At 70.6% G+C, this 18,889-nt stretch carries 17 protein-coding genes; 12 read left to right on the top strand and 5 right to left on the bottom strand.

From position 1 onward, the window contains the following. The first annotated feature begins 89 nt into the window (after nt 1-89). From LOZ83_RS00560 to LOZ83_RS00540, 5 genes are read left to right on the top strand one after another with little or no spacing between them, the layout of a single operon-like run. The gene (locus LOZ83_RS00560; RefSeq protein ID WP_236787773.1) at nt 90-1,310 is read left to right on the top strand and encodes an amidohydrolase family protein; all 1,221 of its coding nucleotides are present in this window, start codon (nt 90-92) and stop codon (nt 1,308-1,310) included. A 28-nt stretch (nt 1,311-1,338) separates the two neighbouring features. After that, complete coding sequence (locus LOZ83_RS00555; protein WP_236787772.1) at nt 1,339-2,178, top strand: mycofactocin-coupled SDR family oxidoreductase; 840 nt, start codon at nt 1,339-1,341, stop codon at nt 2,176-2,178. A gap of 3 nt (nt 2,179-2,181) precedes the next feature. After that, a complete protein-coding gene (locus tag LOZ83_RS00550; protein ID WP_236787770.1) occupies nt 2,182-3,102 on the top strand; it encodes a TIGR03619 family F420-dependent LLM class oxidoreductase in 921 nt (306 codons plus the stop codon). A 24-nt stretch (nt 3,103-3,126) separates the two neighbouring features. Next, nucleotides 3,127-4,584 (top strand): aldehyde dehydrogenase family protein, encoded by a 1,458-nt coding sequence (locus LOZ83_RS00545; RefSeq protein ID WP_236787768.1) that lies wholly within the window; start codon nt 3,127-3,129, stop codon nt 4,582-4,584. Nucleotides 4,585-4,629: 45 nt separating this feature from the next. Further along, nucleotides 4,630-4,956, top strand: coding sequence for a non-heme iron oxygenase ferredoxin subunit (locus tag LOZ83_RS00540; protein ID WP_236787767.1), 327 nt, complete (start codon nt 4,630-4,632; stop codon nt 4,954-4,956). A gap of 239 nt (nt 4,957-5,195) precedes the next feature. Here the strand turns inward: LOZ83_RS00540 and LOZ83_RS00535 are convergent, their stop codons facing one another. Continuing rightward, complete coding sequence (locus LOZ83_RS00535) at nt 5,196-6,323, bottom strand: FAD-dependent oxidoreductase (RefSeq protein ID WP_236787766.1); 1,128 nt, start codon at nt 6,321-6,323, stop codon at nt 5,196-5,198. 80 nt (nt 6,324-6,403) lie between these two features. On the opposite strand from LOZ83_RS00535, the gene LOZ83_RS00530 reads away from it, so the two are divergent. Further along, nucleotides 6,404-7,699 carry a cytochrome P450 gene (locus LOZ83_RS00530; protein WP_236787765.1) on the top strand — a complete coding sequence of 432 codons (1,296 nt, stop codon included), beginning with the start codon at nt 6,404-6,406 and terminating at the stop codon, nt 7,697-7,699. 25 nt (nt 7,700-7,724) lie between these two features. Further along, nucleotides 7,725-8,144: a hypothetical protein gene (locus LOZ83_RS00525; RefSeq protein WP_236787764.1), complete on the top strand. Its 420-nt coding sequence runs from the start codon at nt 7,725-7,727 to the stop codon at nt 8,142-8,144. An 11-nt stretch (nt 8,145-8,155) separates the two neighbouring features. On the opposite strand, the gene LOZ83_RS00520 is transcribed toward LOZ83_RS00525, so the two are convergent. Then, nucleotides 8,156-9,607: a class I adenylate-forming enzyme family protein gene (locus LOZ83_RS00520; RefSeq protein WP_236787763.1), complete on the bottom strand. Its 1,452-nt coding sequence runs from the start codon at nt 9,605-9,607 to the stop codon at nt 8,156-8,158. 38 nt (nt 9,608-9,645) lie between these two features. On the opposite strand from LOZ83_RS00520, the gene LOZ83_RS00515 reads away from it, so the two are divergent. From LOZ83_RS00515 to LOZ83_RS00505, 3 genes are read left to right on the top strand one after another with little or no spacing between them, the layout of a single operon-like run. Continuing rightward, the gene (locus tag LOZ83_RS00515) at nt 9,646-10,881 is read left to right on the top strand and encodes an acetyl-CoA hydrolase/transferase family protein (protein WP_236787762.1); all 1,236 of its coding nucleotides are present in this window, start codon (nt 9,646-9,648) and stop codon (nt 10,879-10,881) included. 18 nt (nt 10,882-10,899) lie between these two features. Then, nucleotides 10,900-12,051: a thiolase family protein gene (locus tag LOZ83_RS00510; protein ID WP_236787761.1), complete on the top strand. Its 1,152-nt coding sequence runs from the start codon at nt 10,900-10,902 to the stop codon at nt 12,049-12,051. Then, nucleotides 12,048-12,443, top strand: a complete 396-nt coding sequence (locus LOZ83_RS00505; protein WP_236787759.1) for a Zn-ribbon domain-containing OB-fold protein — start codon at nt 12,048-12,050, stop codon at nt 12,441-12,443. Before LOZ83_RS00510 ends, LOZ83_RS00505 begins: the two co-directional genes overlap by 4 nt. Nucleotides 12,444-12,537: 94 nt before the next feature. Here the strand turns inward: LOZ83_RS00505 and LOZ83_RS00500 are convergent, their stop codons facing one another. Then, the gene (locus tag LOZ83_RS00500) at nt 12,538-15,114 is read right to left on the bottom strand and encodes a CoA transferase (protein WP_236787757.1); all 2,577 of its coding nucleotides are present in this window, start codon (nt 15,112-15,114) and stop codon (nt 12,538-12,540) included. A 116-nt stretch (nt 15,115-15,230) separates the two neighbouring features. Between LOZ83_RS00500 and LOZ83_RS00495 the strand changes: the two genes are divergently transcribed. Both LOZ83_RS00495 and LOZ83_RS00490 read left to right on the top strand, forming a co-directional pair. Next, on the top strand, nt 15,231-16,607 hold the full coding sequence (locus tag LOZ83_RS00495; RefSeq protein ID WP_236787755.1) for an MmgE/PrpD family protein: 1,377 nt from the start codon (nt 15,231-15,233) through the stop codon (nt 16,605-16,607). Between the two features lie 2 nt (nt 16,608-16,609). Continuing rightward, nucleotides 16,610-17,431, top strand: coding sequence for an SDR family oxidoreductase (locus LOZ83_RS00490; RefSeq protein WP_236787754.1), 822 nt, complete (start codon nt 16,610-16,612; stop codon nt 17,429-17,431). Nucleotides 17,432-17,446: 15 nt separating this feature from the next. Here LOZ83_RS00490 and LOZ83_RS00485 read toward each other — a convergent pair whose 3' ends face one another. Further along, complete coding sequence (locus LOZ83_RS00485; protein WP_236787753.1) at nt 17,447-17,938, bottom strand: nuclear transport factor 2 family protein; 492 nt, start codon at nt 17,936-17,938, stop codon at nt 17,447-17,449. Nucleotides 17,939-17,943: 5 nt separating this feature from the next. After that, nucleotides 17,944-18,831 carry an SDR family NAD(P)-dependent oxidoreductase gene (locus LOZ83_RS00480; RefSeq protein ID WP_236787752.1) on the bottom strand — a complete coding sequence of 296 codons (888 nt, stop codon included), beginning with the start codon at nt 18,829-18,831 and terminating at the stop codon, nt 17,944-17,946. Nucleotides 18,832-18,889 lie beyond the last annotated feature (58 nt).

Raw genomic sequence — 18,889 nt, 5'->3', positions numbered from 1 at the left:
GTCTGCGATAAACACTGATGTTGACAAGTCGGGCCGCAGGTGGCACGGTCATCCGGGTACCCCCGACGCCGTAGTCGAAAGGCGGGCAGATGACCTACAAGCCGCGGCAGAGTGGCCCCTTCGCAGGCCTCAAGTTGATCGACGCGGACACGCACGTCACCGAGGCGGAGGACCTCTGGACCTCGCGGGCGCCGGCGAAGTACGCGGACCGGGTCCCCCAGACGCGGACTGACACCGATGGGCAGAGCTACTGGTTCGTCGACGGCGACAAGAAGCTGTCGAGGAACAACAGCATCGCCTTCGTGAACAAGGCCGGCGAGAAGATCCCGTACTACGGCGCCGACATGCAGGAGTACGACCGCGACAAGAGCCAGATCGGCGGCAGCAAGGACGAGATCCACGCCGCCGCCGTCGAGGCCAAACCGCGGGTCGAGCTGATGGACGAGATGGGTGTCTACGCCCAGATCGTCTACCCCAACATCATGGGCTTCGCCGCCCCGGCCATGGTGCAGAACCTGGACCGGGACCTGTCCTACGTGATCTGCCAGATCTACAACGACGCCATGCGCGAATGGCAGGCCGAAGGCGATGAGCGGCTGCTGCCACAGGCCATGCTGCCGTTCTGGGACATCGAGCAGTCGGTCGCGGAGGCCAAGCGCGCCAAGGACATCGGCCTCACCGGCGTGCTGATGGCCGGCGAGCCGCACCAGGGCGGCCTGCCCGACCTCGGCACCGAGCACTGGTACCCGCTCTACGAGGTGCTCTCCGACCTCGAACTGCCGATCAACATCCACATCGGCGCGCGGAACTGGAAGGGCGAGCAGGGCGGCGCCGCGTGGCCGTCGCTGCCCGAGCGTGCGGCCAAGCCGGTCCGCTCGATCCAGACCGAGCTGTCGAACTCGCGCTTCGTGTCGAACCTGTGCGCCTCCGACGTGCTCATCCGGTACCCGAAGCTGAACTGGGTCAGCGTGGAGTCCGGCATCGGCTGGATCCCCTACATCCTCGAGCGCATCGACTACGAGTACCGCGAGGAGTTCCCCGGCGGTTCGGACCCGGAGCTGCCGCCGGCGAAGGAGATGTTCGGCAAGGGCGTCTTCGGCACCTTCTGGTTCGAGGACGCGGGCCCGCTCGCGCTGCTGGACCGCATCGGCGCGGACAACGTCCTGTGGGAGACCGACTTCCCGCACCCGACGAGCCTCTACCCGTCGCCGGTCGAGCGGTCGGAGGAGAAGCTCTACGGCCTGCCGCCGCACATCATCCGCAAGATCGTGCAGGACAACGCGGCCAAGCTGTACAAGATCGACGTCTGAGCGGCGCGGCACGGAGGGAAGGACCGGAATGGGACAGCTCGACGGGCGGGTCGCGTTCATCACGGGCGGCGCGCGCGGCCAGGGGCGGGCGCACGCGCTCGCGCTGGCCGCCGAGGGCGCGGACATCGTGGTCGCCGACAGCTGCGCGGACGTGCCGGTGCTCGGCTACCCGATGGCGACCGAAGAACAGCTGGCGGAGACCGTCAAGCTCGTCGAAGAGCTGGGCGTGCGGGCGCGGGGCGTGGTCATGGACGCGCGGGACACCGCGCAGGTCGACGACGCCGTGGCAGGGACGATCGCGGAGTTCGGCCGGCTGGACATCCTGCTGGCCAACCACGGGATCGTCGACTTCTCGACGGTGGAGAAGACGTCGGACGAGTCGTGGTCGACGATCATCGACACCAACCTGACCGGGATCTTCAAGACGATCCGGGCTGTCCTCCCGCGCATGCGCGAGCAGCGCTACGGCCGCATCGTGGCGACGTCCTCGATGGGCGCGCGGCAGACGGCGCCCAACCTGGGGCACTACATCGCCGCCAAGTGGGGCGTCATCGGACTGGTCAAGACCACCGCGCTCGAGGTGGCGGGCGACGGCATCACCGTCAACGCCATCTGCCCCGGTGCGGTGGGCACCGACCTGTTCTTCAACCAGCCGACGTACGACATCTTCTGCCCGGACCTGGAGAACCCCACCCGCGAGCAGTTCCAGCAGCGGCTGGACGACCTCGACTACGGCCTCAACGGGGTGCGGTACCTGGAACCGGAGGACGTGTCCCGCACGATCCTGTACCTGGTGACCGACCGCGGGCTGATCAGCGGGCAGGTCGCCGAGATCGGCCTGCTCGGGCCGGCCCGCGGGATCTACTGAGACATGGACGCCTCCTTCGGGGTGAAACTCCCCGGGCTGGTCCCGTCCTACGTCCCGTCGTTGCGGCAGATCCCGGCCTTCGTCGCCGAACTCGAGCGCATCGGGTTCGACGACGTGATGGACGGCGAGCACATCCTGTACGCGGCGGAGATGGACCATCCGGGCGGTTCGGGCAACTTCCACCACGGCCGGGTGGAGCAGCAATCGGACCGCTCGGACACGCTCGTGATGTTCGCGGCCATCGCGGCGCGGACGACGAGGATCAAGATGTTCTCCGGGATTCTCCTGGCGGCCGCGCATTCGTTCGCGGTGCTCGCCCGCCAGGCGGCGACGCTCGACGTGATCTCCGGCGGCCGGTTCGTGCTCGGGGTCGGCGGCGGCTGGAACGCGGCCGAGTTCGAGCAGATGGGCATCCCGCCGCGGGAACGGGCCGCCCGCACCGAGGAGACCATCCGCGCCTGCCAGGAGCTGTGGTCGCCCGGCCTGTCGTCGTTTCAGGGACGCTGGACCGAGTTCAAGGACGTGATCTGCGAGCCCGCGCCGACGACGCCGGGCGGGGTGCCGGTGTGGTGGGGCGGCAACGCGCGGAGCAAACCGACCGCGCGTCGCGTCGCGACGCTCGGCGAGGGCTGGCTCGCCCGGGAGGCCGCGGACTACGACGAGGTGGCCGAATCGGCCGAGGCCATCCGCGCGGCGTGTGAGAAGTACGGGCGGGACCCGGCGAGCGTCGGGATCCGCGTGTCGCTCACCGCCACCGCCGACTGGGACTCGGCCACGTCGGCCGACGACCTCATCGAGCGGGCGATCGAGCGCGCGCGCCGCCTGACGGGCGTCGGCGTCACCCATTTCACCGTCCCGCTGAGCTACTACGGGATCGACCTGACCGACCTCGCCCGGCTGCTCGAAGCGCTGCGCGCGGCGTAGTCCCCACCGAGAAAGGCTGCGAGGATGTTCGAACGCGAGGACCACTTCATCGGCGGCGCCTGGCTGCCGGCGGCGGGCAGCGAGGTGCTCGAAGTCGTGTCACCGTCCACAGAGGACATCGTGGGCCGCGTTCCGGTCGCCACCACCGGCGAGGTCGATGCCGCGGTCGCGGCCGCCCGGCGTGCGTTCGACGAGGGCGACTGGCCGCGGCTGAGCCTCGACGAGCGCGCCGCGTACCTGCGCCGGTTCGTGGACGCGCTCGAGACCCGGCGCGAGCAGGCCATCACGCTCCAGACCGACGAAATGGGCGCCACCCGCAAGTTCGCCGTCGAGAACTTCGACGGGATCCGGCCGTCGCTGGAGCGGTTGATCTCCGACGCGGGCACGATCAAGTTCCGCGAGGTCCGCGACGGTGTGGTCGGCGACGTGGTCGTCGTCCTCGAACCGGTCGGCGTGGTCGCCGGCGTGACGCCGTGGAACTCGCCGATCGCGGTCGAGCTGTCGAAGATCTTCCCGTCGCTGCTGATGGGCTGCCCGATCGTGGTGAAACCGGCGCCGGAGTGCCCGCTGAGCGCGTATCTGATCGGCGAAGCCGCCCTCGACGCCGGGTTGCCCGAAGGCCTGATCAGTATCGTCAACGGCGGTGTCGAAGTCGGCGCCCACCTCGTCGAGCACGAGGGCGTCGACTTCGTGACGTTCACCGGGAGCCCGGGCGGCGGGCGGGCGATCGCCGCCGCGTGCGCCGCGCGGCTGCGCGGGGTGACGCTGGAACTGGGCGGGAAGTCGGCGGCGGTCGTGCTGCCCGGGACCGACATGACGCCGTACGTGCCCGCGCTGATCGGCGGCTCGCTGCGCAACAGCGGGCAGATCTGCGTGTCCACGAACCGGGTCGTGGTGCACGAGGACGACCGCGACCGGGTCGTCGGCCAGCTCGTCGAGCGGCTCTCGGCGATGAAGGTGGGCGACCCGCACGAGCCGGACACCGACTTCGGGCCGGTCGCGGCGGAGCGCCAGCGCGACATCGTCGAGCGCTTCATCGCCTCGGGACTCGCCGGCGGCGCGAAGGTCGTGGCAGGCGGAGGACGGCCCGCCGGGCACGACAAGGGCTGGTACGTCGAGCCGACCGTGTTCGTGGACGTGGACAACAAGATGGAGATCGCGCAGGAGGAGATCTTCGGCCCGGTGCTGTCCGTCATCACCTACGCTGACGTTGACGAAGCCGTGGCGATCGCGAACGACAGCAAGTACGGCCTCGGCGGCGCGGTGTTCGGCAACGACACCGAGGAGGCGCTGGCCGTCGCGGAGCGGATCGTCACCGGCACGGTGCAGGTGAACGGCGGCCCGGCCGCGGGCGGCGGCGGTCCCTTCGCGGGCCGCAAGCAGTCCGGCCTCGGGGCCGAGCGCGCGGTGGAGGGGCTGGAGAGCTTCCTGCGGCCGAAGTCGATGGCGTTGCCCGCGGGGTACCGCCAGGCGGCGGGCTGAGGCCCGGCCGCGAACCGGAGAAAAATGAGAAGGGACGAGCAACCGATGGCCACGAAAGCACGGTGCGCGGTCGCCAAGCTGGCCGATCTCGAGCCGGCCGGGCTGAAGCGCGTCGAGGTGGGCGGCCTGCCGATCTGCCTGGCGCGCCTCGCCGGCGGCGACGTGTTCGCGATCAGCGACGTGTGCAGCCACGAAGAGATCGAGCTGAGCGAGGGCGACCTGGACGGCGAGGACGTCGAGTGCCCGGAGCACGGGTCGCGCTTCAACGTGCGTACCGGTGAGGTCAGCGGCCTGCCCGCCGAGGAGCCGGTGGCCACGTACCCGGTGTCGGTCACCGACGGCGAGATCTTCGTCGAGGTACCGCAGGAATAGAGACTGTTTGACAAGGCTTGCGTGGCGGTGCGGGTGGCGGCCCCTGGCTCCGGGATCGCCTTCTCATGTACGCCGGTACACCACGGCGGCGCTGTCCTCGCCAGGAACCACCTCAGAACCCGCGGCGGTGCGAGTTGCTTGCCCCACGGCAAGCGGCTCCGCCGCTGAGGAAACACAAGCCCGGCAAGACAACGGAAAACGGGGCCGGCGGCGCCTGCCCCGTTTCTTCGTGTCCACCCTCAGACGGCCGCGATCTCCTTGCGCAGCACGGGAATGAGCTTCGGCGCGTCGACGGCCAGTGCCGCGGTGAGCCGCCCTTCCGCGTCCGTCCAGCGGGCCGACCAGGCTCCCTCGACGGTGTCCACGGCGAGCGCGTCGTCCGCGCTGTGGTGGCCGACGTACTCGATACGGTGGCCGAACTGGTCGCTCCAGAAGTACGGCACCGGATCGTGCACGGACTCCGGGCCCTCGCCGCCGATGATGCCCTGCGCCACCACCGAAGGCGCGCTGTACGCGTCGTCCCAGTGTTGCACGTCCATCCGGCGGCCGAAGCGCGGCGACCACCACGCCGCGGCGTCGCCGAGCGCGTACACATCCGGAACGCCCGCGCGGAGCCGTTCGTCGACCGCGACCGCGGGCAGCAGCTCCAGTCCCGACCCGGCCAGCCACGCCGTCGCGGGCCGCACCCCGACACCGGTGACGACGGTGTCCGCGGGGATCACCTCGCCGCCTTCCAGGTGCACCCCGTCCGGTTCGACGGCCGCGACGCGCACACCCGTGCGCAGTGTCCCGCCCCACCAATCCGCGAAACGAGCGCCGATCTCGGCGCCGAGCGCCTGCGCGAGCGGCGCGCTCTGGTACTCCAGCCCCACGACCGCGCAGCCGCGTTCGAGCGCCGCGTGCGCCACCTCCGCGCCGATCCACCCGGCGCCGATGACGACCACCCGGGCGCCCGACCCAAGCCGGTCGCGCAGCGCCAGCGCGTCGTTTCCGGTGCGCAGCAACAGTTGTTCGCCGGTGCCGGGCAGCCGCACCGGTGTCGCGCCGGTCGCGATCACCAGGCTGCCGAACGCGATCGGCCCGCCGCTGGTGAGCACGCGGCGTCCCGCGAGGTCGACCGACTCGGCCTTCGTTTCCAGGCGCAGGTCGATGTCCAGGCCCTCGTAGTCCGCCTTGAGCGGCTTGGGTTCCCGCTTGCCACGGATGACGCCTTTGGACAGTGGAGGACGGTCGTACGGCTTCGTGGCCTCGTCGCCGATCAGGACGATGGGCCCGCCGTAGCCCCGCTTGCGCAGTTCGGTGCAGGTCCGGCTGCCGGCGAGGCCGGCGCCGACCACGACGACAGGGTCGGTCTCGCGCTGATTCACGCCAGTCAACATAGCAGTTGACAGTAGGCCGTCGCGAGTGGAACCTTGATGGCAGGTGAGAGAGGAGTTGAGTTCTCGACATGACTGAGACCCCTGAGCGAACCAACGTCGACGGGTCCGAGTGCCCCTTCGCGCGCGTGAACCGGTTGGAGGACATGGGCAAGCTGCTGCGGTCCCGCGAAGCGGTCACCCACAGCGCCGACCTGTTCGCCGGGCGCAAGTCGGACGAGGTCAACGGAGAGATCAACGTCCGCGAGTTCCTCGGCGCGTCCATGATGTACACCGAGGGCGAGTCGCACCGAAAGCGCCGCAAGCTGCTCAACCCCCTGGTGCGGGCCGAGGCGCTGCAAGGGATCCGCGAGGACATCGTGCTTCCGGAGGCCGACCGGCTTCTGTCGCTGTGGCTCGCCGAGCCGGACGCGGACGGCAAGTACCGGCTGGATCTCGTCGAGTTCCTCGAACGCGTCTTCATCCACTTCACGGCCAAGCTGATCGGCCTCATCGGGATGGACGACGACGAGCGCCTCGCGCTGATGGCGTCGTTCGCCGGGCCGCTGGCCGCGGGCACCAGCTCCGCCTACCTGCAGAACCGCACCGAGGTGAACCGGCGCGCGCTCGCGGTGAAGGCGCGCTACGTCGAGGAGTTCTTCAAGCCCTCGCTGGCGTGGCACCGCGAGCAGCGAGCTCGCGTCGAGGCGGGCGAGATCGCAGACTCCGACGTGCCGGGCAGCCTGCTCAAGCTCGTCGCCGCGGGTGCCACGCCGGAGTGGCAGGACGACGAGAAGGCCGTCGTCGAGTCGACGCTGCTGTTCGCGGCTTCGGTCGGCACCAGCACGCAGTCCATCGTGCACACCATCGACCTGCTGCAGAGCTGGTTCGTGGAGCACCCCGAGGACCGCGAGCGCCGCACCGATCCCGCGTTCCTGCTGAACTGCCTGCAGGAGATCATCCGGATGCGGGCCCCCTTCTCGCCGTACACGACCCGGCTGTCGCTGCGGGAGAACACCCTGTCGGACGGCACCACCATCCTCCCGGGCCAGGAACTGCACATGGAGTGGGTCAAGGCCAACCGGGACAAGGAGATCTTCGGCGAGGACGCGGACGGGTTCAACCCGAACCGCGCGACCCCGGCGGACGGCACACCCCGCTACGGCGCGGGTTTCGGCCTCGGCACGCACCAGTGCTACGGGCTGCGCGTGGTCGTCGGCAACGACGGCAAGGGCGGCGCGCACGTCGAGCTGCTGCGCAAGCTGATGGCCGCCGGCGTCCGCCCCGACCCCGGCAACCCGCCCGTTGGCCTCGAGAAGGACATGAGCAAGTTCGAGGTCGAGGACATCCCGCGTTACATCAAGTACCCGGTGATCGTGGACCGGTAACTCTCATCGGAGAGAGGAAAAGTCTGTGGAGTCGTTCGACGAGCCGCCGAACACCGGGCACGCCGCCGCCGCGCTCGGCCATCTCACGCGCGCCCTTTCGCACCTCGTCGACGAGGTACTGGCCAGCGAGCAGCCGGCGGTCGTCGAGGTCGGCGATCTGCGGCTGCTCGTGAGCACGGCCATCCGCCTCTACGGCGGCGTGAGCTCGGTCGTGCGCAAGGACGTCGACCCGCTGGACGGCGATGTCACGCAGGCGGAGGCGCTGGCCATGGCCGGCGCTCTCCTGAAGTCGCAGCGCCTCGGCCCGCGCGACCTGTCGGGCTGGCTCGCGGAGCACAACGGCCTGCACGAGGCGCTGCCGGACGAGGCCCGCCGTGCACGCCGCCCCCGGGTGGGCGTGGCGTGGCTGGAGCATCCGGTGGCCGCGATCTTCGAGGATTCCTGACCGGCGCGCGTTCAGCGCGCGCCCTCCTTCAGCGCGCGCCGGGAGACCTTGCCGGTCGCGGTGAGCGGCAGCTGGTCGGCCGTGAGTACCCGGACGTTCGTCGGCACCTTGTAGGACGCCGCGTGGGCACGCACGAACTCCTGGACCTCGGCCACCAGCACGCCGTGCTCGGTCCGCGGCACCGTCGAGACGAGCACGCAGCCGACCTCCTCGTCGCCCTCGGGCGTCGGGACGCCGAACACGTACGCGTCGTCGACGCCGGGGTGCCCGGCCAGCACCAGCTCCACTTCGACCGGGGAGATGTTGATGCCCTTGACCTTCATCATCTCGTTGGCCCGGCCGGCATAAGTCAACCGCCCGGCGGCGCCGAGACTCCCGACGTCGCCGGTGCGGAACCAGCCGTCCCCGGTGAAGGCGCCCGGGGAGTCGAGGTAGCCGGGGGTGACGGTGCCGCGGATCTGGATCTCGCCCGGCACGTCCGCGCCGGCCGGGCCGCCGTCGGCGACGATCCGGATTTCCTGCGTGGGCAGGGCCGTGCCCTGCGACGTCATCCGCACTTCGGGCGGGTCGGTGTGGGCGGTGATCGTGGAATGCCCGTAGCCCTCGGTGAGGCCGTAGGCGTTGCAGACCTCGCGCACGCCCAGCACCTCGATGGTCAGGCGCAGGTCTTCCGGCGTCGCGTTCCCGGTTCCGGTGCGCAGCGACGAGATGTCCCGGCGCGCCAGGTCCTCGCACGCGGCGAGCGCGCGGGTGATCGGCGCGACGCCGTAGTACACCGTGCACCGGTGCCGTTCGATGAACGCGAGCGCGGCGGCGGCCTCGAAGCGTTCCTGCACGCACAAGGTGATCGCGTGGGTCAGCGTGTTGACGATGGCGTTGGCGCAGCCGTAGACGAAGAACAGCGGCGAGCCGAACCAGATCCGGTCGCCCTCGCGCACGCCCTGCCGTTCCCCGACGGCGTACGCGTTGGTGACGATCCCGCGCTGGGTGAGCCGCACGGCCTTGGGTTCGGCGGAGCTGCCGCTGGTGAACAGCACCAGCGCGTCGTCGTCCCCGGTGACCGGCGCGTTTTCCAGCGCCTCCAGGGGGTCGCCGTCCGGTGCTTCAGGGTCCAGCGTTGCGAGGTAGTCCTCGGTGACGATCAGGCGCAGTTCCGCGCGTTCGGTCACCTTGGCGAGTTCGGCCTCGCGGTACCAGGTGTTGAGCGGGACCACGACGAGTCCGGCGGCGTGCGCGGCGAGATAGCTGATGATCCAGCGCGCCCCGTTCGGCAGCAGCAGGCCGACGCGTTCGCCCGGCCGCAGACCGAGTGCGGCGAAGTGCCGGGCGAGTTCGTGCACCCGCCGCGCCGTCATACCGTAGGTCAGCTCGCCGTCCTCGGCGATGACGAACGTCCGGTCCGGATGCTCTCGCGCGACCGCGGCCAGCACAGCGGGCGTGGTGTGTCGATTCTTCCAACACATACGTTGACAACACCACTGTTGATTGCGAGAGTCAAGGAGTGAGCCGGATTCCCGACCACGTGCGCCCGCACGATCTCGTTGCCGTAGCCCAGGTTCTCGGCGAGCCCACCGCACTCGTCGACGAGCTGCTGGCGGCGGCGCCCTCGCTCGAAGGCGTCCGCCTGTTCACCGGGATGAGCGTCAGCGACGTGCTCACCCGGGTGCCCGCGAACGTCGGTCTCGTCTCGACCGTGGGGATGGCCCCGAACTCGGGGCTCATCGCGAGCGGGCGGATGGACCTGGTGCCGCTGCACATGTCGCAGCTGCCGTGGGCGCTCGGCGAGACCGGCCCGCTGCGGCCCGACGTCGCGCTGGTCATGGTGAGCCCGCCCGACGCCGACGGCTGGTGCAGCCTCGGCGTCACCGCCGACTACGCGTGGACCATCCTCTCGTCGGCGCGCGTGGTGCTGGCCGAGGTCAACGAGAACGTGCCGGTGATCGCCGGGGACACTCGGGTGCACGTCGACCGGTTCGCCTGCACGGTCCGCACCAGCCGCCCGCTGCCCGGATACCAGCGCGCGACGCCGACCGGGCTCGAACTGCGGATCGCCGCGAACGTGGCGCGCTACATCCACGACGGCAGCTGCGTCCAGGTCGGCATCGGCAAGCTCGGCGAGGCCGTGCTGACCGCCGTCGCCGACCGCCGCGATCTCGGCGTGCACTCGGGCATGATCGGCGACACGATGCTCGAGATGATGCGCGACGGTGTGATCACCAATGCCGCCAAGGACGCCGACCGCGGGCTCGCGGTGGCCGGGTCCGTTCTCGGCTCGTCGCGGGGGCTCGCACTCGCCGCGCGAGAGCAGAACCTGCGCATCCTCTCGATCGAGCAGACCCACGACCCGGCGCGGATCGCCGCGCTGCCGGACTTCGTATGCGTCAACTCGGCCCTCGAAGTGGACCTGCTCGGCCAGGTCAACAGCGAGACCGCCGGGGGCCGCTACGTCGGCGCGATCGGGGGCAGCGTGGACTTCCTGCGCGCCTCGGTCGCCGCGCCCGGCGGCCGGTCGGTGGTGGCGCTGCCCGCGGCGACGTCCAAGGGGCGTTCGCGGATCGTGCCGCGCGTCGAGACGGTGACCGCGCTGGGCAGCGACGTCGACGTGATCACCACCGAACACGGCGTCGCGGAGGTTCGCGGGCAGTCGGCGGCGGAACGCGCGCGGCGCGTCATCGAGATCGCGGCGCCGGAACAGCGGGAGAAACTCCGCAAGGCCGCGGCGGAAATGGGGCTGTGATGGAACGGGGCTGGTGCAATGGCTGACCGCAATCCGGTGGCGGGAAAGGTCGCGATCGTCGGCCTCGGGCACACCGCGCAGGGCGAGCTGCCCGGGCGGACCGTGGAGGAGATCGCGGTCGAGGCGGCGGTCAACGCCGTCGCTGACGCCGGGCTCGGCTTCGACGACCTGGACGGCCTCGTCGCGTGCAAGTCCGTGCAGGGGTCGGGGGCGGACACGACGCTGGGGCCGGTCCTCGGGCTGAACCTGCCGTACGTGCAGACCCTCAACTACGGCACGTGCAACTTCTCGCTGCACCTCGCGGCGATGGCGATCCTGTCCGGGATGGCGAGCACCGTGCTGCTGACGTACGGCGCGAACGCGCGCAGCGGCAAGTTCGACTTCGGGCAGCCCATGTACGGCACCGACATGGCCGAAGCCGCGGGTCTCGTGCACATCGCCGGCCGCGCGGGGCTCGCGCTGCGGCGGCACAAGGCGTTGTACGGCACCACGGACGAGCAGTTCGGCATGCTCGCGGTCGGGCAGCGGCAGTGGGCGCGGAAGAATCCGCTGGCGATCTTCCGCAAACCCATGACAATGGAGGACTACCTCGCCGAGCCGTACCTGGTCGACCCGTTGCGGCGCGCGGACATCACGATGATCTCCGACGGTGGCGTCGCGTTCGTCGTCACCTCCGCCGAGCGGGCCGCGGATCTGCCGCAGAAAGCGGTGTACCTCGCGGGGATGTCCGAGTACGCCGGGATCCGCGGCGAGCACAACCCGGAGAACCTGATGCGCCCGTGGCTCAAGGACTCCGCGCAGGCGATCTGGCGGACCACCGGTCTCGAACCGTCCGATGTGGACGCTCTGTACATCCAGGACCCGACCGCGCTGTGGTCGCTGCAGATGCTGGAGTACTACGGGTTCTGCGGAATCGGCGAGGGCGGGCCGTTCCTGGCGGAGGGGCACACGCTGCCGGGTGGCGATCTGCCGCTGAACACGCACGGCGGGCAGCTGTCGGAGAGCTACACGTGGGGCTGGATGCATCTGGTCGAGGCGGTGCGGCAGCTGCGCGGGCAGGCGGACGAGCGCCAGCTCGACTCGCCGAAGCTCGCCGCGTACCTGTCGAGCCACGGGTTCTTCAAGGCCGCCGCGTCCGTACTGTCCACCGACCCGGAGGCGGGCGCATGACCGACAAACAGGCCCCGGTGAAGGACCAGCTCTCGCAGCCGTTCTTCGACGCGGCCGCTGACGGGAAGTTGTCCGTGCAGCGCTGCGACGGCTGCGGCGCGCTGCGGTGGCCGCCGCTGCCTTCGTGCCCGGAGTGCCGCGGGCGGGAGACCACCTGGATCGAGGTCACGCCGGTCGGCACGATCTGGAGTTTCGTGGTGTACCACCGGGCCTTCCAGAAGTCCTTGCGGGACCAGATTCCCTACACGGTGGCGATGGTCCAGCTCGACGAGGGCCCGTACCTGGTGGGGCGCCTGGAGCAGGGGGAGCGGAAGCCCGCCGTGGGCGACCGCGTGACGGCGGAGTTCCTCGACCTCGACGGCGTCCCGACGGTGCGGTGGCGCCTGGCCTGAGGGCCGCACAGACGTGAAGCGGGCGGGCCGAGAAGTTCCGGCCCGCCCGCTTCTTTCCACCACCCGCTCGGATGCGGTCTTGGTCGGCCACCGCTCAGATGACGTCTTCCTCCGCCAGCCGGGCGATTTCCGACTTGCTCATGCCCAGCAGCTCCCCGAGCACCCACTCGTTGTCTTCGCCATAGCAGGGCGCGCCGCGGTCGATGGGGCCGCCCGCGTGTGCCGGGGTGCACTCCAGTTTCACCGGGAACTCCGCCACCGGCCACCGGCCGATCTTCGTGCCCTCCACCTCCGTCAGCCACTTCAGGTGCGCCAGCTGCGGATCGCCGTCCACCCGGTCGCCCGCCGTCTGGCACACGCCCGCCGCGATACCGTGCGACTGCAGCAGTTCCATCAGCGCGTAACCGTCCCGCGACCGCGTCCACGCCTCGACGAGCCGGTCCAGTTCCTCCTGGTGGCTCAACCGGTCGGCGAGGGTCGCGAACCGCGACGTCCACGGTTCGCCGATCAGCCGCGCCAGCTCCTGCCACTGCTCGTCCGTCGTGCACGCGATGGCGATCCAGCGGTCGTCGCCCGCGGTGCGGTAGATCGCGTGCGGCGCCGCCGCGGCGGTCGGCGAGTGGTTCCCCGTGCGCGTCCAGCCGCGGCCGGTCGACGACCATTCCAGGATCGCGCCGCCCGCGATGTAGATGCCCGACTCGGTCTGCGACGCGTCGATCCACTGGCCTTCGCCGGTGACCTCGCGGTGGTGCAGCGCCGCCAGCATCGCCGTCGCGAAGCTGTACGCGCCGATCCAGTCCAAATAGGAGTAACCCCACCCGGCCGGCATCGCGGGGTCGGGCAGCCCGGACATCTCCGTGACCCCCGACAGCGCCCCGGCGATCGGGCCGACCGCGCGCAGCCGCCCGTACGTGCCCGCCGTGCCCATGCCCGACTGCTGCGCGTAGATGATGTCCGGTTTGACCCGCCGCAGCTCGTCCCAGCCGAGCCCCCACCGGTCCAGCACGCCGGGGGAGAAGCCCTCGGCGACGATGTCGGACTTCGCGATCAGCGCCTTCGCGATCGCCAGTCCCTCCGGGTGCCGGACGTTGAGCGAAAGCCCGCGCTTGCCGGGGTTCTTGTTGTTGAACTGCCCGCCCATGTTGGGGTCGGTCACCCCGGGCAGCGGCTCCGTCGCGGCCGCGCGCGCCGCCCGCCCGCCGACCGGCGCCATCGCCGCCATCCGGGTGTCCGGGTTGGCCTTCCACTCGACCTTGATCACCTCGGCGCCGAGCGCGGACAGGAACCGCGTGCCGCCCGCCGAGGCGAGGAACCAGCTGAAGTCGAAGACCCGGACCCCGGCCAGCGGCATCGGTTTCCCGTGCGCCGAAAGCACATCCGGCGACGCGCCGGTCGCGCGCGGCGACGTGGTCGCGGGCGCGGCCGGGCCGCTCGCCAGCTCGGCCCGGAGCGCATCGCCGTCCTCGCCCAGCCGCGGCGCGCGGCGCCCGGTGACCCAGTCGGGCCCGGTGGAGAGCCATTTCCGGACGGCGTAAGTGAATTCGCGGCCCTCTTCGGGGTGCTCGACCTCGGCGAACGTGTCCCGCTTCTGCCAGTGCTCGTCGAGCGCGTTCTCGTGCGGTTTGCGCACCGGCGAGCAGACGATCCCGGCGGCCTGCATTTCGAGCCAGGGGAGGTTTTCGTAGCTGTACTTGCGCACGAACCGCTGGATCAGCTCCAACACCCGGGCGTTGCGCTCGCTGACCGCCGAACTGCCCGGAATGGCGCGCTTTCCGGCGTCGTTGCCGCCCTCGCCGAGATCGCCCACGACACCGTGCCCGGCGAGGTATTCGAGGATCTTCGCCTCGTTCTTCGCGCCGAGCGGCGTGGTCATCAGGTAGCGGCCGTCCTTGGTCTGGGCGATCGACGGCACCGTCGACACCTTCTCCGCGGCGTGCCGGCAGGTCTGCCGGTGCAGCGGGCTGCGGCGCATCACCCAGTTCATCAGGTCCAGCTCGGTGCTCTTGGCGACGGCCTCGTGCACCGCGCACGAGACGTACTGGCCCTCGCCCGTGCGCTGCTGGTGGCGCAGCGCCGCGAGCACGGCGATCAGGAGCTGCTCTCCGGCGATGATGTACGAATGCCACGCGGCGGGCGCGACCGGCGCCAGGTCGTAGTGGCCGTCGGGCTGCGGGTCGTAGCCGCAGTTCATGACCGGCCCGCCGAGCGCGAGGTGAACGAGATCGTTGGCGCGGTAGCCGGCCCACGGGCCGTCGTCGCCGAAGGGCGTCATGCGCGCGATGACCAGCCGCGGGTGGTCGCGTAGCAGTTCGTCCTTGCTCAGGCCCGGGATCGCCTCCAGCAGCGCGGCCTCGGCGCCGGACACCAGCAGCACGTCGGCGCGCGCGATCAGGGCGCGCAGCGTCGCGACGTCGTCCGCGCTCGCCGGGTCGACCACGAGCGAGCGCTTGCCGCGGTTGTGCTGCCAGAAGAAGATCGACTTCTCCGGGTCGGGGGACTCGCCGTGGAACGGGCCGATGCGGCGGGTCGAGCTGCCCCGCGGCGGCTCGACCTTGACCACGTCCGCGCCGAGGCCGGCGAGTTCGAGGCCGGTGTGCGCCGCCTGCTCGTCGGCGAGTTCGACCACCTGGACACCGTGCAGAACCCCGGCGGAAGCTGATTCGTCTGGCATGGAACCCACAGTAGAATCCGGCGCCGGGTCCAGTCAACGCGCGTGTTGCATAGCTGTCACCCGGAGTGCAACACGGATGTTGACTAGCTGGTCGGGGCCGGGCTAACGTCGCTGATATGACTGCTGGCACTGTCGCCCTGGACAAGGGCGGGATCACCCGGGCCCTGTCGGAGTACCTGGTCGGACTGAGGTTCGAGGATCTGCCGGACCGGGCGGTGGAGATCGTCAAGATCTTCACCCTGGAGGCCGTCGGGCACATGGTGCTCGCGCACAACCAGCCGGTCAGCAAGATGCTCGTCGAGTACGCTCGCGAGCTGGGCGCGGTGCCGCAGGCACAGATCATCGGCGGCGGTTTCAAGACGTCGGTCGCCGAGGCCGCGTACGTCAACGGCTCGCTGGCCCACGCCGACGAGCTGGAGTCCTACGGGACCGTCCCCGGCTCGGGCCTGGTGCCGCCCATCGCGGCGGGGCTGGCCGTCGGCGACTTCAAGAACTCCTCCGGCCGCGACTACATCGCCGCCGTGGTGGCCGGCGTCGAGATGCAGGGCAGGCTCGGCCTGTCCGGGATCGGCGCGTGCGACCGCGGTTTCATGGGGATCTCGCTCGTCGGGCCCGCGGCCGCCGCGGTGACCGGTGGCAGGCTCTTCGCACTCGACGCCGACCGGCTGCGGAACGCGCTCGGCACCGCGCTCCCGCTCGGCAACGGCAGCACCCGCGGCTGTGGCTCGATGGCACACGTGCACGAGGCGGGCGTGCCCACCCGCACCGGCGTGCTCGCCGCACAGATGGCCGCGCGCGGCTTCACCAGCTGCGTCGACTTCCTCGACGGCGCCCACTCGTGGGGCATGCAGTACGCGGGCCTCGACGGTTCGCGCCCGTACGACGCGGACAAGCTGACGGCGGGCCTCGGCGGCGAGCTTTTCCTGGTGAGCCAGGGCATCGCGCCGAAGCGGTACGGTTCGTGCGGCCTGACGCACCAGACCATCTACGGCACGATCGAGCTGATGCGGGAGCACGGTGTCGAGCCCGGGGACATCGCGCACATCGAACTGGTCGTGCCGCCGTGGGCCGACCGCATCGCGCCCTTCCGCGACCCCGTCAGCGGCGAGCAAGCCAAGTTCAGCATCCGTCAGGGCGTGGCGGGCCTGCTGGTCGGCGGAATCCCCGAGCTGCCGTACACGCACGCGTTCGACGACAAGGCCGCCCGCGACCCGCGGTACGTCGCGGCGCGCGAGCGCGTCACCGTGACCGTCACCGAGGGCGAGAGCGTCCGCGGGTTCGCCGACCAGACGGTCACCATGACCCTCGACGACGGCCGCGTGCTCACGAAGGTCGTCTCCAGCCTGGAGGACACCACGTACACGCTCGACGAGCGCGTCGCGATGTTCGCCAACACCGCGAAGTCCTTGGGCGCCAAGGCCGACCAGGTCGTCGACGTGGTGCTGAACCTGGAGAAGCACACGGTCGGCGACATCACCGCGCTCACCAACTAGCCATGCCGACGGCGCGCGACATCATGCCCGGACTCCGGGTGCTCGTGATCGGCGGTGGTGGCGGTGGCATCGGCGCCGCGATCACCGCGGGCCTCGCCGCCGCGGGAGCGGACGTCGCCGTGGTCGACGTCGACGAGGCACGGGCCAAGGCCGCCGCGGACAGCGTGGCGGCGCAGGGCCGCCGCGGCGTCCCGGTGGTCGCCGACATCCGGGACGGCGCGGACATCGAGCGCGCGGTGGCGCGGGCGCGCGACGGGCTGGGCGGGATCGACGCCCTGGTGACCGTCGTCGGTGGACTGATGGCGTTCGGGATGCCCTTCGACCGGCTCGACACCTGGACCGACGACGAGTGGGACTTCGTCTTCGATGTCAACATCCGCTACGTCTACCGTGCGCTGAAGGCGACCCTGAAGATCATGGTGGAGCAGGGCACCGGCGGCGCGATCGTGAGCATCGGCTCGGACGCGGGCACCGCCGGGCACGGCTCGCCCAACATGGTCGCCTATGGTGCCGCCAAAGCCGGTCTCGCGCATCTGGTCAAGTCGATCGCGTGCGAGTACGGCAAGGACGGCATCCGGATGAACATGGTTTCTCCTGGTGCCACCGAAACCGCCGCGACGGCCGCGCTCCCGGCAGCCACCGTCGCGGCGATGAACGCGACGATTCCCTTGCGGCGCCGCGGAAAGCCGGAGGACATCGCGAACGCGGTCGTGTTCCTCGCCTCGCCGCTGGCGCGGCACGTCACGGGACAGATCCTGGGCGTCGACGGCGGGGTCAGCGTCGAGAGCCCGATGCCGGACCTGTCGGTCATCGGCACGAAGTAGGACCGTCCACAAAGGTCACTTCGACGCGAGCCAGGCGGCCTGCTTCGCCGTCGCGTCGTGCGTGCTCTCGTCCCCGCGGCTCCACAGCACCCACGCCACGAAACCGCGGATCCGCCAGCCGGCCGGCGTGCGGACGCAGTCGAAGCGGTATTCGTTGCCGTGCGCGAGAAGCGCGTCCCCGTCGGGCTTCGCGGCGGGCAGGTGGATGTTGATCGAATGCGCGCGGCACACAGCCGTGTCGCCGTCCAGCGTCACGTGGTGTCCGGCCACCAGGTGCTGGGTGAGCAGCCCGGCCTTGAACGTCGCCAGCCCGCGCTTCACGTCGTCGCGCGAGCGCCGGTAGCCGCTCAGGTAGGTGTTCTGGTCGAATCCGGCGGACGCCGCTTCGGCGGCGGTCGGCATGGCGAGGGGGTCGGTGAACACGTCGTCGACCTCGTCCCACAGGTCGTGGTCGTAGATCCAGTGTGGACGCTGGCACAGGGCGATGATCTCGGCCTGGTCGGACATGGTGCTCACCTCTTCGGGATGACGCGTCCGCCCGGCAGGGTGCCGTAGACGCGGGTGGCCAGTGCGGTGTCGAGTGCCTCGCCGGTCCATGCGACGTCGTCGTCCACCTCGGCCGCGACGCTCCACGGGACCCACTGGCGCACCTGGGTTCCGGTGATCTCGAAAACCTGGCCGGACAGCCAGGCGGCGCGCGCGGACGCGAGGTAGCCGACGACGTTCGCGACATGCCGTGGATTCAGCGGATCGGGATCGTCCGGGGCGTAGGGTCCCGGCTCGGCGAGGCCTTTCGCGAGCGCGTCCATCCGGGTGGCCGCGTGCGGCAGGATCGCGTTGACCGTGACGCCGAACGGCCGGAACTCCAGCGCCGCACCGAGGACGAGCGCGGCGATACCGGCCTTCATCGCGCCGTAGACCGAGAATTCCCGCACGCCACCGGGAACCCCGGCGCTGGACGACGTCGCGACGATCGTGCGATGCGCGTGCCGGCCCGCCTCCGATTCGCGCTTCCAGTACGCGGCGGCGTGGTGGATCAACCCGTAGGTTCCCTTGAACAGCACCGACATCTGGGTGTCGAGTTCGGTTTCGGTGACCTCGGTGATCGGTGCGCGCCGCACCAGCCCGGCGTTCGTGACCACAACGTCGAGCCCGCCGAAATTCTCCACCGCCTGCCGGACCATTTCGTGACCCGATTTCCAGTCCGAGACATCCGCGTAGTTCGCCTCGGCGCGGCCACCAGCCGCGACGATTTCCGCGACCACTTCGTCCGCGAGGTCCCGGCCGACGTCGTTGACGACGACCGCCGCGCCGCGTTCGGCGAGCAGCACCGCTTCGGCCCGGCCGATGCCGTTGCCGGCACCGGTGATCACGGCGACTTTGCCGTCGAGACTGTCCATTCCGGTAACCCTACCCAGTCAACGTTGCGGTTGACTACTCTTGTTTCTCGCCCTAGCG

Origin of the sequence: Amycolatopsis sp. GM8, assembly GCF_021653975.1 — a bacterium.
Taxonomy (GTDB): Bacteria; Actinomycetota; Actinomycetes; order Mycobacteriales; family Pseudonocardiaceae; genus Amycolatopsis_E.
The sequence above is the reverse complement of the archived record's forward strand: the minus strand, read 5'-3'. Positions and strand labels throughout refer to the sequence as shown.

Coding starts and splice junctions, on each gene's coding strand:
- LOZ83_RS00560 (WP_236787773.1), top strand. CDS start 90: ATGACCTACAAGCCGCGGCAGAGTGGCCCCTTCGCAGGCCTCAAGTTG.
- LOZ83_RS00555 (WP_236787772.1), top strand. CDS start 1,339: ATGGGACAGCTCGACGGGCGGGTCGCGTTCATCACGGGCGGCGCGCGC.
- LOZ83_RS00550 (WP_236787770.1), top strand. CDS start 2,182: ATGGACGCCTCCTTCGGGGTGAAACTCCCCGGGCTGGTCCCGTCCTAC.
- LOZ83_RS00545 (WP_236787768.1), top strand. CDS start 3,127: ATGTTCGAACGCGAGGACCACTTCATCGGCGGCGCCTGGCTGCCGGCG.
- LOZ83_RS00540 (WP_236787767.1), top strand. CDS start 4,630: ATGGCCACGAAAGCACGGTGCGCGGTCGCCAAGCTGGCCGATCTCGAG.
- LOZ83_RS00530 (WP_236787765.1), top strand. CDS start 6,404: ATGACTGAGACCCCTGAGCGAACCAACGTCGACGGGTCCGAGTGCCCC.
- LOZ83_RS00520 (WP_236787763.1), bottom strand. CDS start 9,607: ATGTGTTGGAAGAATCGACACACCACGCCCGCTGTGCTGGCCGCGGTC.
- LOZ83_RS00510 (WP_236787761.1), top strand. CDS start 10,900: ATGGCTGACCGCAATCCGGTGGCGGGAAAGGTCGCGATCGTCGGCCTC.
- LOZ83_RS00505 (WP_236787759.1), top strand. CDS start 12,048: ATGACCGACAAACAGGCCCCGGTGAAGGACCAGCTCTCGCAGCCGTTC.
- LOZ83_RS00500 (WP_236787757.1), bottom strand. CDS start 15,114: ATGCCAGACGAATCAGCTTCCGCCGGGGTTCTGCACGGTGTCCAGGTG.
- LOZ83_RS00495 (WP_236787755.1), top strand. CDS start 15,231: ATGACTGCTGGCACTGTCGCCCTGGACAAGGGCGGGATCACCCGGGCC.
- LOZ83_RS00490 (WP_236787754.1), top strand. CDS start 16,610: ATGCCGACGGCGCGCGACATCATGCCCGGACTCCGGGTGCTCGTGATC.
- LOZ83_RS00485 (WP_236787753.1), bottom strand. CDS start 17,938: ATGTCCGACCAGGCCGAGATCATCGCCCTGTGCCAGCGTCCACACTGG.
- LOZ83_RS00480 (WP_236787752.1), bottom strand. CDS start 18,831: ATGGACAGTCTCGACGGCAAAGTCGCCGTGATCACCGGTGCCGGCAAC.